Source organism: Escherichia sp. 10290 (assembly GCF_030295155.1).
Classification (GTDB): Bacteria; Pseudomonadota; Gammaproteobacteria; order Enterobacterales; family Enterobacteriaceae; genus Escherichia; species Escherichia coli_F.
The window spans coordinates 4174999-4187527 of sequence record NZ_AP025741.1 but is presented as its reverse complement, the minus strand read 5'-3'; the positions used below and the strand labels follow the sequence as shown (position 1 = coordinate 4187527).

At 50.5% G+C, this 12529-nt stretch carries 17 protein-coding genes; 15 read left to right on the top strand and 2 right to left on the bottom strand.

Going from position 1 to position 12529, the window contains the following annotated elements; genetic code table 11:
* Nucleotides 1-97: 97 nt before the first annotated feature.
* From kefG to slyD, 4 genes are all read left to right on the top strand, one after another.
* Nucleotides 98-649 carry a glutathione-regulated potassium-efflux system ancillary protein KefG gene (gene kefG / locus QUE74_RS21245; protein ID WP_000081823.1) on the top strand — a complete coding sequence of 184 codons (552 nt, stop codon included), beginning with the start codon at nucleotides 98-100 and terminating at the stop codon, nucleotides 647-649.
* Nucleotides 649-2454, top strand: coding sequence for a glutathione-regulated potassium-efflux system protein KefB (kefB, locus tag QUE74_RS21240; protein ID WP_000399115.1), 1806 nt, complete (start codon nucleotides 649-651; stop codon nucleotides 2452-2454). Before kefG ends, kefB begins: the two co-directional genes overlap by 1 nt.
* Before the next feature lie 9 nt (nucleotides 2455-2463).
* Complete coding sequence (locus QUE74_RS21235) at nucleotides 2464-2664, top strand: YheV family putative zinc ribbon protein (RefSeq protein ID WP_001007734.1); 201 nt, start codon at nucleotides 2464-2466, stop codon at nucleotides 2662-2664.
* Nucleotides 2665-2758: 94 nt separating this feature from the next.
* Nucleotides 2759-3349: a peptidylprolyl isomerase gene (gene slyD, locus QUE74_RS21230; protein ID WP_000861334.1), complete on the top strand. Its 591-nt coding sequence runs from the start codon at nucleotides 2759-2761 to the stop codon at nucleotides 3347-3349.
* Nucleotides 3350-3397: 48 nt separating this feature from the next.
* Here the strand turns inward: slyD and QUE74_RS21225 are convergent, their stop codons facing one another.
* Nucleotides 3398-3616: a protein SlyX gene (locus QUE74_RS21225; RefSeq protein WP_001153615.1), complete on the bottom strand. Its 219-nt coding sequence runs from the start codon at nucleotides 3614-3616 to the stop codon at nucleotides 3398-3400.
* A 220-nt stretch (nucleotides 3617-3836) separates the two neighbouring features.
* Here QUE74_RS21225 and fkpA point away from each other — a divergent pair, with 220 nt between their 5' ends.
* From fkpA to bfr, 11 genes are all read left to right on the top strand, one after another.
* Nucleotides 3837-4649, top strand: coding sequence for an FKBP-type peptidyl-prolyl cis-trans isomerase (gene fkpA, locus QUE74_RS21220; protein ID WP_000838261.1), 813 nt, complete (start codon nucleotides 3837-3839; stop codon nucleotides 4647-4649).
* Nucleotides 4650-4815: 166 nt separating this feature from the next.
* Complete coding sequence (locus tag QUE74_RS21215; RefSeq protein WP_000091466.1) at nucleotides 4816-5538, top strand: helix-turn-helix transcriptional regulator; 723 nt, start codon at nucleotides 4816-4818, stop codon at nucleotides 5536-5538.
* On the top strand, nucleotides 5538-5924 hold the full coding sequence (gene tusD / locus QUE74_RS21210) for a sulfurtransferase complex subunit TusD (RefSeq protein ID WP_001209691.1): 387 nt from the start codon (nucleotides 5538-5540) through the stop codon (nucleotides 5922-5924). The genes QUE74_RS21215 and tusD overlap by 1 nt, the downstream gene beginning before the upstream one ends.
* The gene (tusC, locus tag QUE74_RS21205) at nucleotides 5924-6283 is read left to right on the top strand and encodes a sulfurtransferase complex subunit TusC (RefSeq protein ID WP_000820715.1); all 360 of its coding nucleotides are present in this window, start codon (nucleotides 5924-5926) and stop codon (nucleotides 6281-6283) included. Before tusD ends, tusC begins: the two co-directional genes overlap by 1 nt.
* A gap of 7 nt (nucleotides 6284-6290) precedes the next feature.
* Nucleotides 6291-6578, top strand: coding sequence for a sulfurtransferase complex subunit TusB (gene tusB / locus QUE74_RS21200; RefSeq protein WP_000903377.1), 288 nt, complete (start codon nucleotides 6291-6293; stop codon nucleotides 6576-6578).
* Nucleotides 6579-6703: 125 nt separating this feature from the next.
* The gene (gene rpsL, locus QUE74_RS21195; RefSeq protein ID WP_000246815.1) at nucleotides 6704-7078 is read left to right on the top strand and encodes a 30S ribosomal protein S12; all 375 of its coding nucleotides are present in this window, start codon (nucleotides 6704-6706) and stop codon (nucleotides 7076-7078) included.
* 96 nt (nucleotides 7079-7174) lie between these two features.
* The gene (rpsG, locus tag QUE74_RS21190; protein ID WP_001138043.1) at nucleotides 7175-7645 is read left to right on the top strand and encodes a 30S ribosomal protein S7; all 471 of its coding nucleotides are present in this window, start codon (nucleotides 7175-7177) and stop codon (nucleotides 7643-7645) included.
* 96 nt (nucleotides 7646-7741) lie between these two features.
* Nucleotides 7742-9856 carry an elongation factor G gene (gene fusA, locus QUE74_RS21185; RefSeq protein ID WP_000124703.1) on the top strand — a complete coding sequence of 705 codons (2115 nt, stop codon included), beginning with the start codon at nucleotides 7742-7744 and terminating at the stop codon, nucleotides 9854-9856.
* 70 nt (nucleotides 9857-9926) lie between these two features.
* Nucleotides 9927-11111 (top strand): elongation factor Tu, encoded by a 1185-nt coding sequence (gene tuf, locus QUE74_RS21180; protein WP_000031783.1) that lies wholly within the window; start codon nucleotides 9927-9929, stop codon nucleotides 11109-11111.
* Between the two features lie 182 nt (nucleotides 11112-11293).
* Nucleotides 11294-11488, top strand: a complete 195-nt coding sequence (gene bfd / locus QUE74_RS21175) for a bacterioferritin-associated ferredoxin (RefSeq protein ID WP_000289090.1) — start codon at nucleotides 11294-11296, stop codon at nucleotides 11486-11488.
* 72 nt (nucleotides 11489-11560) lie between these two features.
* Nucleotides 11561-12037 (top strand): bacterioferritin, encoded by a 477-nt coding sequence (gene bfr / locus QUE74_RS21170; protein WP_000675515.1) that lies wholly within the window; start codon nucleotides 11561-11563, stop codon nucleotides 12035-12037.
* On the opposite strand, the gene QUE74_RS21165 is transcribed toward bfr, so the two are convergent.
* Entirely contained in the window at nucleotides 12034-12501 is a 468-nt protein-coding gene (locus QUE74_RS21165; protein WP_000381754.1) for a prepilin peptidase, read from the bottom strand. The genes bfr and QUE74_RS21165 overlap by 4 nt on opposite strands.
* Nucleotides 12502-12529 lie beyond the last annotated feature (28 nt).

Genomic DNA, 12529 nt, shown 5'->3' with positions numbered 1-12529 from the left:
CATTATGATAATGTAATGTATGGGCGAGCTGCCGCACCGGGCGCAATGGTAGCCCAAAACAGCGACTATACACAAAAACCATACCGGGAGGGGGATGATGTCTCAGCCAGCGAAAGTTTTGCTGCTGTATGCCCATCCGGAATCTCAGGACTCGGTGGCAAACCGGGTACTGCTTAAACCGGCCACGCAGCTCAGCAATGTTACCGTGCACGACCTTTATGCACACTATCCCGATTTTTTTATTGATATCCCCCGTGAGCAGGCATTACTGCGCGAGCACGAGGTGATTGTCTTTCAGCACCCTCTTTATACCTATAGCTGCCCGGCGCTACTGAAAGAGTGGCTGGATCGGGTATTAAGCCGTGGTTTTGCCAGCGGGCCGGGAGGAAACCAACTGGCGGGAAAGTACTGGCGTAGCGTGATTACCACCGGCGAGCCGGAAAGTGCTTACCGTTATGACGCATTGAATCGCTACCCGATGAGCGATGTTCTGCGCCCCTTTGAGCTGGCGGCGGGCATGTGCCGGATGCATTGGTTAAGTCCCATCATTATTTACTGGGCGAGACGGCAAAGCGCACAGGAGCTGGCGAGTCACGCCAGAGCCTACGGTGACTGGCTGGCAAATCCGCTGTCTCCAGGAGGCTGCTGATGGAAGGTTCCGATTTTTTACTCGCAGGAGTGCTGTTTCTCTTCGCGGCGGTGGCTGCGGTGCCGTTGGCATCGCGGCTGGGTATTGGCGCTGTGTTGGGATATTTGCTGGCAGGGATTGCAATTGGCCCGTGGGGGCTAGGGTTTATTAGCGACGTCGATGAGATCCTCCACTTTTCGGAACTCGGCGTGGTGTTCCTGATGTTTATCATCGGCCTTGAGTTGAATCCCTCCAAGCTTTGGCAACTGCGGCGTTCGATTTTTGGCGTAGGCGCGGCACAGGTGCTGTTAAGCGCGGCGTTGCTGGCGGGATTATTGATGCTGACGGATTTCGCCTGGCAGGCGGCGGTGGTCGGTGGCATTGGCCTTGCGATGTCTTCCACTGCAATGGCGTTGCAATTGATGCGTGAGAAAGGGATGAATCGCAGCGAATCTGGACAGCTAGGTTTTTCGGTTTTGCTGTTTCAGGATCTGGCGGTGATCCCGGCGCTAGCGTTAGTACCGCTGCTGGCGGGATCGGCAGATGAACATTTTGACTGGATGAAGATCGGCATGAAGGTGCTGGCGTTTGTTGGCATGCTGATTGGTGGGCGCTATTTACTGCGTCCGGTATTCCGTTTTATTGCAGCTTCTGGTGTGCGGGAAGTGTTCACCGCCGCGACACTGCTGCTGGTGTTGGGTTCCGCATTGTTTATGGATGCGCTGGGGTTGTCGATGGCGCTCGGTACGTTTATTGCGGGCGTGCTGCTGGCGGAAAGTGAATATCGCCATGAGCTGGAAACGGCTATCGATCCGTTCAAAGGCTTGCTGCTCGGACTGTTTTTTATCTCTGTCGGCATGTCGCTCAACCTTGGAGTGCTTTATACCCATCTGTTGTGGGTAGTGATAAGCGTGGTTGTGCTGGTGGCGGTGAAAATTCTCGTGCTGTATTTGCTGGCGCGGCTGTATGGCGTGCGTAGCTCAGAGCGGATGCAGTTTGCTGGCGTGTTGAGTCAGGGCGGCGAGTTTGCCTTTGTCCTCTTTTCTACCGCTTCTTCACAACGCTTATTCCAGGGCGACCAGATGGCGCTATTGCTGGTGACGGTGACGCTTTCCATGATGACCACGCCGCTGCTGATGAAGCTGGTGGATAAATGGCTATCCCGCCAGTTTAACGGACCGGAAGAAGAAGACGAAAAACCGTGGGTCAACGATGATAAACCCCAGGTCATAGTCGTGGGCTTCGGACGTTTTGGTCAGGTGATTGGTCGTTTGCTGATGGCAAATAAAATGCGCATTACTGTGCTGGAGCGGGATATCAGTGCTGTTAACCTGATGCGCAAATATGGCTACAAAGTTTATTACGGCGACGCCACGCAGGTAGCTCTTTTACGTTCTGCGGGTGCAGAGGCCGCAGAGTCAATCGTCATTACCTGTAACGAACCGGAAGACACCATGAAGCTGGTGGAGATTTGCCAGCAACACTTCCCGCATTTGCATATTCTTGCGCGAGCGCGCGGACGTGTGGAAGCGCATGAGTTATTACAGGCAGGGGTGACGCAGTTTTCTCGTGAGACATTCTCCAGTGCGTTAGAGCTGGGGCGCAAAACGCTGGTCACGCTTGGCATGCATCCGCATCAGGCACAGCGGGCACAACTGCATTTTCGTCGCCTGGATATGCGAATGTTGCGGGAGCTCATACCGATGCATGCCGATACCGTACAAATTTCTCGCGCCAGGGAAGCCCGACGCGAACTGGAAGAGATTTTCCAGCGTGAAATGCAACAAGAACGACGCCAGCTGGATGGCTGGGATGAATTTGAGTAGAGGATAACGATGGCAATCCGAAAACGTTTTATTGCGGGAGCAAAATGCCCGGCCTGTCAGGCGCAGGATTCAATGGCGATGTGGCGCGAAAATAATATTGATATTGTTGAATGCGTTAAGTGCGGACACCAGATGCGAGAAGTCGACAAAGAAGCCCGCGATCATGTTCGCAAAGATGAGCAAGTGATCGGGATTTTTCATCCGGACTAGCGATATGCGCCGAGATTTTTTAAGCTAGTGAGTACACGGCTGCAGAATTCCGCTACAATCTGCGCCACTATTCTTCCCATGCTCAGGAGATATCATGAAAGTAGCAAAAGACCTGGTGGTCAGCCTGGCCTATCAGGTACGTACAGAAGACGGTGTGTTGGTTGATGAGTCTCCGGTGAGTGCGCCGCTGGACTACCTGCATGGTCACGGTTCCCTGATCTCTGGCCTGGAAACGGCGCTGGAAGGTCATGAAGTTGGCGACAAATTTGATGTCGCTGTTGGCGCGAACGACGCTTACGGTCAGTACGACGAAAACCTGGTGCAACGCGTTCCTAAAGACGTATTTATGGGCGTTGATGAACTGCAGGTTGGTATGCGTTTCCTGGCTGAAACCGACCAGGGTCCGGTACCGGTTGAAATCACTGCGGTTGAAGACGATCACGTCGTGGTTGATGGTAACCACATGCTGGCCGGTCAGAACCTGAAATTCAACGTTGAAGTTGTGGCGATTCGCGAAGCGACTGAAGAAGAGCTGGCTCATGGCCACGTTCACGGTGCGCACGATCATCACCACGATCACGACCACGACGGTTGCTGCGGTGGTCATGGCCACGATCACGGTCATGAACACGGTGGCGAAGGCTGCTGCGGCGGTAAAGGTAACGGCGGTTGCGGTTGCCACTAATACCGAAAAAGTGACAAAAAAGCGGGGAATCCCCGCTTTTTTTACGCCTCAATAATGTGGCGGTGGCGTTTCTTCAGCCTGCGACGCGATGTTCGACGGCTGGCTGGCTTTTAGCTTCTCGGTCAGCAGACGCAGATGATCGCGCAGTTTCGCCATCTCCATTTCATGAGCGGTCACCGTGACGTTCAGTTCTTCAATGGTGATTTCCTGAAAAGCCAGTCGGCTCTCCAGCTCTGCCAGGCGTGCTTCCAATGATAAATCCTGCATGATTCACCTCTTTTGTCGAATGGTCGCCGCGGATTCTACTTAACTTTGCTGCCCGAGACAGCACTCATTTCGCGGTCATCGAAACTAATTTAAACAAAAAGAGTCTGAAAATAGATGATAATAGGGCGTGTCTGTATGTAGATTTGTTCGACAACGCTTTATAGTACCCTTCTGATAATAGTTAACCCTGGGGTGAGATGCCCCGATCCTGGAGATATGGATGAAATCACTGTTTAAAGTAACGCTGCTGGCGACCACAATGGCCGTTGCCCTGCATGCACCGATCACTTTTGCTGCTGAAGCTGCAAAACCTGCTACAACTGCTGACAGCAAAGCAGCGTTCAAAAATGACGATCAGAAATCAGCTTATGCACTGGGTGCTTCGCTGGGTCGTTACATGGAAAACTCTCTTAAAGAACAAGAAAAACTGGGCATCAAACTGGATAAAGATCAGCTGATCGCGGGTGTTCAGGATGCATTTGCTGATAAGAGCAAACTCTCCGACCAAGAGATCGAACAGACACTGCAAGCATTCGAAGCTCGCGTGAAGTCTTCTGCTCAGGCGAAGATGGAAAAAGACGCGGCAGATAACGAAGCGAAAGGTAAAGAGTACCGCGAGAAATTTGCCAAAGAGAAAGGTGTGAAAACCTCTTCAACTGGTCTGGTTTATCAGGTAGTAGAAGCCGGTAAAGGCGAAGCACCGAAAGACAGCGATACTGTTGTCGTGAACTACAAGGGTACGCTGATCGACGGTAAAGAGTTCGACAACTCTTACACCCGTGGTGAACCGCTCTCTTTCCGTCTGGACGGTGTTATTCCGGGTTGGACAGAAGGTCTGAAGAACATCAAGAAAGGCGGTAAGATCAAACTGGTTATTCCACCAGAATTGGCTTACGGCAAAGCGGGTGTTCCGGGGATCCCACCGAATTCTACCCTGGTGTTTGACGTAGAGCTGCTGGATGTGAAACCAGCGCCGAAGGCTGATGCAAAGCCGGAAGCTGATGCGAAAGCCGCAGATTCTGCTAAAAAATAAGCATTAAGAACCGCCGCCTGACCAGGCGGCGGTTTTTTTATTACAGGCCGGATATAATTAGTGCTGGAAAGCGGAACCTCCGCTGTATTAATTTAGTTACCCGCATCATTAATGAGCCTGCCCTGAAAAGTTAACGACAGGCTCCTGAAAAGGAGTGTTTTTTTTCATGTCCAGGTCGCTTTTAACCAACGAAACCAGTGAGTTGGATTTACTGGATCAACGTCCTTTCGACCAGACCGATTTTGATATTCTGAAATCCTACGAAGCGGTGGTGGACGGGTTAGCGATGCTTATTGGCTCCCACTGTGAAATCGTTTTGCACTCTTTGCAGGATCTAAAATGTTCAGCCATTCGCATTGCTAACGGTGAACATACAGGCCGGAAGATTGGTTCGCCAATTACCGACCTGGCGCTACGTATGCTGCACGATATGACGGGAGCGGATAGCAGCGTTTCTAAATGCTACTTTACTCGCGCCAAAAGCGGCGTATTAATGAAGTCCCTGACTATCGCGATTCGTAACCGCGAACAGCGTGTAATTGGTCTGCTGTGCATCAATATGAATCTTGATGTTCCCTTCTCGCAGATTATGAGCACTTTTGTGCCGCCAGAAACCCCGGATGTCGGTTCAAGCGTCAACTTTGCCTCTTCTGTTGAAGATCTGGTTACCCAAACGCTGGAGTTCACCATCGAAGAAGTGAATGCCGATCGCAATGTTTCTAATAACGCCAAAAATCGTCAGATCGTGCTAAATCTCTACGAGAAAGGGATCTTCGATATTAAAGATGCGATCAACCAGGTTGCTGACCGCCTGAACATCTCCAAACACACTGTCTATCTCTACATCCGCCAGTTCAAGAGCGGTGATTTCCAGGGGCAAGATAAGTAATGCGTTTTGCCATCGTGGTGACCGGACCAGCATACGGTACGCAACAGGCGAGTAGTGCTTTTCAGTTTGCGCAGGCGCTGATAGCAGAAGGCCATGAACTAAGCAGCGTCTTTTTCTATCGGGAAGGGGTCTATAACGCTAACCAATTGACCTCACCGGCAAGCGACGAATTTGACCTTGTGCGCGGCTGGCAACAACTGAATGCGCAACATGGTGTGGCGCTGAATATCTGCGTAGCGGCAGCGTTACGCCGCGGTATCGTCGATGAAACTGAAGCAGGAAGGCTGCGATTGGCCTCGTCAAACCTTCAGCCGGGATTTACCTTAAGTGGACTTGGCGCGCTGGCGGAAGCCTCGCTGACCTGTGACAGGGTGGTACAGTTCTGATGAAACGAATTGCGTTTGTTTTTTCTACTGCGCCTCATGGTACCGCTGCAGGCCGGGAAGGTTTAGATGCTTTACTGGCAACTTCCGCATTAACTGACGATCTGGCTGTCTTCTTTATTGCTGATGGCGTTTTTCAGCTGTTGCCAGGACAAAAGCCCGATGCAGTGCTGGCGCGTGATTACATTGCCACTTTTAAATTGTTGGGTCTGTACGACATTGAACAGTGCTGGGTTTGTGCGGCTTCACTGCGCGAACGCGGGTTAGATCCGCAGACCCCCTTTGTTGTCGAAGCCACGCCGCTCGAAGCAGATGTCTTACGCCGCGAACTCGCCAACTACGATGTTATTTTGAGGTTTTGAGGCGTTTATGCTGCACACATTACATCGTTCACCCTGGCTGACGGATTTTGCTGCGCTGTTGCGTCTACTCAGTGAAGGCGACGAACTGCTATTATTGCAAGATGGTGTAACTGCCGCAGTTGACGGTAACCGCTACCTTGAAAGTCTGCGTAATGCCCCCATTAAGGTCTATGCCCTGAACGAAGACCTTATTGCCCGCGGTTTGACTGGTCAAATTTCGAACGACATCATTCCCATTGACTATACTGATTTCGTCAGACTTACGGTTAAGCACTCCAGCCAGATGGCCTGGTGATGGCGGGATCGTTGTATATTTCTTGACACCTTTTCGGCATCGCCCTAAAATTCGGCGTCCTCATATTGTGTGAGGACGTTTTATTACGTGTTTACGAAGCAAAAGCTAAAACCAGGAGCTATTTAATGGCAACAGTTAACCAGCTGGTACGCAAACCACGTGCTCGCAAAGTTGCGAAAAGCAACGTGCCTGCGCTGGAAGCATGCCCGCAAAAACGTGGCGTATGTACTCGTGTATATACTACCACTCCTAAAAAACCGAACTCCGCGCTGCGTAAAGTATGCCGTGTTCGTCTGACTAACGGTTTCGAAGTGACTTCCTACATCGGTGGTGAAGGTCACAACCTGCAGGAGCACTCCGTGATCCTGATCCGTGGTGGTCGTGTTAAAGACCTCCCGGGTGTTCGTTACCACACCGTACGTGGTGCGCTTGACTGCTCCGGCGTTAAAGACCGTAAGCAGGCTCGTTCCAAGTATGGCGTGAAGCGTCCTAAGGCTTAATGGTTCTCCGTTAAGTAAGGCCAAACGTTTTAACTTAAATGTCAAACTAAACTCGTAGAGTTTTGGACAATCCTGAATTAACAACGGAGTATTTCCATGCCACGTCGTCGCGTCATTGGTCAGCGTAAAATTCTGCCGGATCCGAAGTTCGGATCAGAACTGCTGGCTAAATTTGTAAATATCCTGATGGTAGATGGTAAAAAATCTACTGCCGAATCTATCGTATACAGCGCGCTGGAGACCCTGGCTCAGCGTTCTGGTAAATCTGAACTGGAAGCATTCGAAGTAGCTCTCGAAAACGTGCGCCCGACTGTAGAAGTTAAGTCTCGCCGCGTTGGTGGTTCTACTTATCAGGTACCAGTTGAAGTCCGTCCGGTTCGTCGTAATGCTCTGGCAATGCGTTGGATCGTTGAAGCTGCTCGTAAACGCGGTGATAAATCCATGGCTCTGCGCCTGGCGAACGAACTTTCTGATGCTGCAGAAAACAAAGGTACTGCAGTTAAGAAACGTGAAGACGTTCACCGTATGGCCGAAGCCAACAAGGCGTTCGCACACTACCGTTGGTAATCCCTTCGGAGTTTTAGTCACCAGGCGGGCGCTTCCAGTAAGCAGCCCGCTTTGGGCTACTTAAATTGAACGCCTAAAAGATAAACGAGGAAACAAATGGCTCGTACAACACCCATCGCACGCTACCGTAACATCGGTATCAGTGCGCACATCGACGCCGGTAAAACCACTACTACCGAACGTATTCTGTTCTACACCGGTGTAAACCATAAAATCGGTGAAGTTCATGACGGCGCTGCAACCATGGACTGGATGGAGCAGGAGCAGGAACGTGGTATTACCATCACTTCCGCTGCAACTACTGCATTCTGGTCTGGTATGGCTAAGCAGTATGAGCCGCATCGCATCAACATCATCGACACCCCGGGGCACGTTGACTTCACAATCGAAGTAGAACGTTCCATGCGTGTTCTCGATGGTGCGGTAATGGTTTACTGCGCAGTTGGTGGTGTTCAGCCGCAGTCTGAAACCGTATGGCGTCAGGCAAACAAATATAAAGTTCCGCGCATTGCGTTCGTTAACAAAATGGACCGCATGGGTGCGAACTTCCTGAAAGTTGTTAACCAGATCAAAACCCGTCTGGGCGCGAACCCGGTTCCGCTGCAGCTGGCGATTGGTGCTGAAGAACATTTCACCGGTGTTGTTGACCTGGTGAAAATGAAAGCTATCAACTGGAACGACGCTGACCAGGGCGTAACCTTCGAATACGAAGATATCCCGGCAGATATGGTTGAACTGGCTAACGAATGGCACCAGAACCTGATCGAATCCGCAGCTGAAGCTTCTGAAGAGCTGATGGAAAAATACCTGGGTGGTGAAGAACTGACTGAAGAAGAGATTAAAGGTGCTCTGCGTCAGCGCGTTCTGAACAACGAAATCATCCTGGTAACCTGTGGTTCTGCGTTCAAGAACAAAGGTGTTCAGGCGATGCTGGATGCGGTAATTGATTACCTGCCATCCCCGGTTGACGTACCTGCGATCAACGGTATCCTGGACGACGGTAAAGACACTCCGGCTGAACGTCACGCAAGTGATGACGAGCCGTTCTCTGCACTGGCGTTCAAAATCGCTACCGACCCGTTTGTTGGTAACCTGACCTTCTTCCGTGTTTACTCCGGTGTGGTTAACTCTGGTGATACCGTACTGAACTCCGTGAAAGCTGCACGTGAGCGTTTCGGTCGTATCGTTCAGATGCACGCTAACAAACGTGAAGAGATCAAAGAAGTTCGCGCGGGCGACATCGCTGCTGCAATCGGTCTGAAAGACGTAACCACTGGTGACACTCTGTGTGACCCGGATGCGCCGATCATTCTGGAACGTATGGAATTCCCTGAGCCGGTAATCTCCATCGCAGTTGAACCGAAAACCAAAGCTGACCAGGAAAAAATGGGTCTGGCTCTGGGCCGTCTGGCTAAAGAAGACCCGTCTTTCCGTGTATGGACTGACGAAGAATCTAACCAGACCATCATCGCGGGTATGGGCGAACTGCACCTCGACATCATCGTTGACCGTATGAAGCGTGAATTCAACGTTGAAGCGAACGTAGGTAAACCGCAGGTTGCTTACCGTGAAACTATCCGCCAGAAAGTTACTGATGTTGAAGGTAAACACGCGAAACAGTCTGGTGGTCGTGGTCAGTATGGTCATGTTGTTATCGACATGTACCCGCTGGAGCCGGGTTCAAACCCGAAAGGCTACGAGTTCATCAACGACATTAAAGGTGGTGTAATCCCTGGCGAATACATCCCGGCCGTTGATAAAGGTATCCAGGAACAGCTGAAAGCAGGTCCGCTGGCAGGCTACCCGGTAGTAGACATGGGTATTCGTCTGCACTTCGGTTCTTACCATGACGTTGACTCCTCTGAACTGGCGTTTAAACTGGCAGCTTCTATCGCCTTTAAAGAAGGCTTTAAGAAAGCGAAACCAGTTCTGCTTGAGCCGATCATGAAGGTTGAAGTAGAAACTCCGGAAGAGAACACCGGTGACGTTATCGGTGACTTGAGCCGTCGTCGTGGTATGCTCAAAGGTCAGGAATCTGAAGTTACTGGCGTTAAGATCCACGCTGAAGTACCGCTGTCTGAAATGTTCGGATATGCAACTCAGCTGCGTTCTCTGACCAAAGGTCGTGCATCATACACCATGGAATTCCTGAAGTATGATGAAGCGCCGAGTAACGTTGCTCAGGCCGTAATTGAAGCCCGTGGTAAATAAGCCTAAGGGTTAATACCAAAGTCCCGTGCTCTCTCCTGAAGGGGAGAGCACTATAGTAAGGAATATAGCCGTGTCTAAAGAAAAATTTGAACGTACAAAACCGCACGTTAACGTTGGTACTATCGGCCACGTTGACCACGGTAAAACTACTCTGACCGCTGCAATCACCACCGTACTGGCTAAAACCTACGGCGGTGCTGCCCGTGCATTCGACCAGATCGATAACGCGCCGGAAGAAAAAGCTCGTGGTATCACCATCAACACTTCTCACGTTGAATATGACACCCCGACCCGTCACTACGCACACGTAGACTGCCCGGGGCACGCCGACTATGTTAAAAACATGATCACCGGTGCTGCTCAGATGGACGGCGCGATCCTGGTAGTTGCTGCGACTGACGGCCCGATGCCGCAGACTCGTGAGCACATCCTGCTGGGTCGTCAGGTAGGCGTTCCGTACATCATCGTGTTCCTGAACAAATGCGACATGGTTGATGACGAAGAGCTGCTGGAACTGGTTGAAATGGAAGTTCGTGAACTTCTGTCTCAGTACGACTTCCCGGGCGACGACACTCCGATCGTTCGTGGTTCTGCTCTGAAAGCGCTGGAAGGCGACGCAGAGTGGGAAGCGAAAATCCTGGAACTGGCTGGCTTCCTGGATTCTTACATTCCGGAACCAGAGCGTGCGATTGACAAGCCGTTCCTGCTGCCGATCGAAGACGTATTCTCCATCTCCGGTCGTGGTACCGTAGTAACCGGTCGTGTAGAACGCGGTATCATCAAAGTTGGTGAAGAAGTTGAAATCGTTGGTATCAAAGAGACTCAGAAGTCTACCTGTACTGGCGTTGAAATGTTCCGCAAACTGCTGGACGAAGGCCGTGCTGGTGAGAACGTAGGTGTTCTGCTGCGTGGTATCAAACGTGAAGAAATCGAACGTGGTCAGGTACTGGCTAAGCCGGGCACCATCAAGCCGCACACCAAGTTCGAATCTGAAGTGTACATTCTGTCCAAAGATGAAGGCGGCCGTCATACTCCGTTCTTCAAAGGCTACCGTCCGCAGTTCTACTTCCGTACTACTGACGTGACTGGTACCATCGAACTGCCGGAAGGCGTAGAGATGGTAATGCCGGGCGACAACATCAAAATGGTTGTTACCCTGATCCACCCGATCGCGATGGACGACGGTCTGCGTTTCGCAATCCGTGAAGGCGGCCGTACCGTTGGCGCGGGCGTTGTTGCTAAAGTTCTGGGCTAATTACACGTTAATTAGTTTCGAATTAAAAAGGGCGCTTCGGCGCCCTTTTTGCTGCCCGTAATTTGAGCTCGAAATATTTAGTCGTAATTTCACTCGCTGAACTATGGCGCAAATTAAACTGTGCTATTGTAATCATAACCATTCTCATTTACACTTTGCGCAGAATTTGAACGGGAGCAATCATGTACGTTTGTTTGTGTAATGGTGTAAGTGACAAAAAAATTCGCCAGGCAGTCCGTCAGTTTCATCCGCAATCTTTCCAACAATTGCGTAAGTTTATTCCTGTGGGAAATCAATGCGGTAAGTGCATTCGCGCCGCGCGCGAAGTGATGCAGGACGAGTTGATGCAGATGCCAGAATTTAAAGAGATTGCCTGAAGCCCACGCTTATTTTTTGACATCCCGCTAGCCCCATCTACGCTCTAATAGTGGAAGCGGAGGGACTATAAAATGAAAGGTGATGTTAAAATCATAAATTATCTCAATAAACTATTGGGAAATGAGCTTGTCGCAATCAATCAGTATTTTCTCCATGCCCGGATGTTTAAAAACTGGGGCCTGATGCGTCTCAATGACGTCGAATACCATGAATCTATTGATGAGATGAAACACGCTGATAAATATATCGAGCGTATTTTGTTTTTAGAAGGAATCCCTAACTTACAGGATTTAGGCAAACTGGGGATTGGTGAAGATGTCGAGGAGATGCTGCAATCCGACCTGCGATTAGAACTGGAAGGCGCGAAGGATCTCCGTGAGGCTATCGCGTATGCCGACAGCGTTCATGACTATGTTAGCCGTGATATGATGATCGAGATCCTTGCCGATGAAGAAGGTCATATTGACTGGCTCGAAACTGAGCTGGATCTCATCGGTAAAATCGGTTTACAAAATTACCTGCAATCACAAATAAAAGTTAAAGATTAACGGCCTGCCAGCAAACTATCCCAGCCTACAACGAAACCCGCAGCCGCCAGAAATGGCCCAAACGGCAGCGGGTTTTTTAATGACTCTTTTCCTCTCATGAGCAGACCAATAACTACGGCTCCGCAAGCGAATGAGGCAGCAAGGAAAACCAGTCGTGGCAAGAAGGTCCATGTATGCCAGGCACCAAGGGCGGCGAGAAACTTCACATCACCATAGCCTAATCCTTCTTTATGACGCAGTATGCGATACCCCCAGTAAATGACAGCGAATGTGCCGTAACCAATAATCGCCCCCCATAACGCATCGGCTAAACCGTCAGGATTACAAATCTGATAGAACAAAAGACCTGACCAGAGTAACGGGCACGTAAATCTGTCAGGTAACAAGCCATGATTTGCATCCCAGAAAAAAAGTAGGGCTGATAAACAAGCGTACAAAATCAGAAAGGGAAGGGTAGTGTCCATAAAACATCCTCTGTAATTGGAGTATCAC

What these genes read in the sequence shown, in the direction of transcription:
- kefG (WP_000081823.1), top strand. Translation starts at nt 98, where the DNA reads ATGTCTCAGCCAGCGAAAGTTTTGCTGCTGTATGCCCATCCGGAATCT.
- kefB (WP_000399115.1), top strand. Translation starts at nt 649, where the DNA reads ATGGAAGGTTCCGATTTTTTACTCGCAGGAGTGCTGTTTCTCTTCGCG.
- QUE74_RS21235 (WP_001007734.1), top strand. Translation starts at nt 2,464, where the DNA reads ATGGCAATCCGAAAACGTTTTATTGCGGGAGCAAAATGCCCGGCCTGT.
- slyD (WP_000861334.1), top strand. Translation starts at nt 2,759, where the DNA reads ATGAAAGTAGCAAAAGACCTGGTGGTCAGCCTGGCCTATCAGGTACGT.
- QUE74_RS21225 (WP_001153615.1), bottom strand. Translation starts at nt 3,616, where the DNA reads ATGCAGGATTTATCATTGGAAGCACGCCTGGCAGAGCTGGAGAGCCGA.
- fkpA (WP_000838261.1), top strand. Translation starts at nt 3,837, where the DNA reads ATGAAATCACTGTTTAAAGTAACGCTGCTGGCGACCACAATGGCCGTT.
- QUE74_RS21215 (WP_000091466.1), top strand. Translation starts at nt 4,816, where the DNA reads ATGTCCAGGTCGCTTTTAACCAACGAAACCAGTGAGTTGGATTTACTG.
- tusD (WP_001209691.1), top strand. Translation starts at nt 5,538, where the DNA reads ATGCGTTTTGCCATCGTGGTGACCGGACCAGCATACGGTACGCAACAG.
- tusC (WP_000820715.1), top strand. Translation starts at nt 5,924, where the DNA reads ATGAAACGAATTGCGTTTGTTTTTTCTACTGCGCCTCATGGTACCGCT.
- tusB (WP_000903377.1), top strand. Translation starts at nt 6,291, where the DNA reads ATGCTGCACACATTACATCGTTCACCCTGGCTGACGGATTTTGCTGCG.
- rpsL (WP_000246815.1), top strand. Translation starts at nt 6,704, where the DNA reads ATGGCAACAGTTAACCAGCTGGTACGCAAACCACGTGCTCGCAAAGTT.
- rpsG (WP_001138043.1), top strand. Translation starts at nt 7,175, where the DNA reads ATGCCACGTCGTCGCGTCATTGGTCAGCGTAAAATTCTGCCGGATCCG.
- fusA (WP_000124703.1), top strand. Translation starts at nt 7,742, where the DNA reads ATGGCTCGTACAACACCCATCGCACGCTACCGTAACATCGGTATCAGT.
- bfd (WP_000289090.1), top strand. Translation starts at nt 11,294, where the DNA reads ATGTACGTTTGTTTGTGTAATGGTGTAAGTGACAAAAAAATTCGCCAG.
- bfr (WP_000675515.1), top strand. Translation starts at nt 11,561, where the DNA reads ATGAAAGGTGATGTTAAAATCATAAATTATCTCAATAAACTATTGGGA.
- QUE74_RS21165 (WP_000381754.1), bottom strand. Translation starts at nt 12,501, where the DNA reads ATGGACACTACCCTTCCCTTTCTGATTTTGTACGCTTGTTTATCAGCC.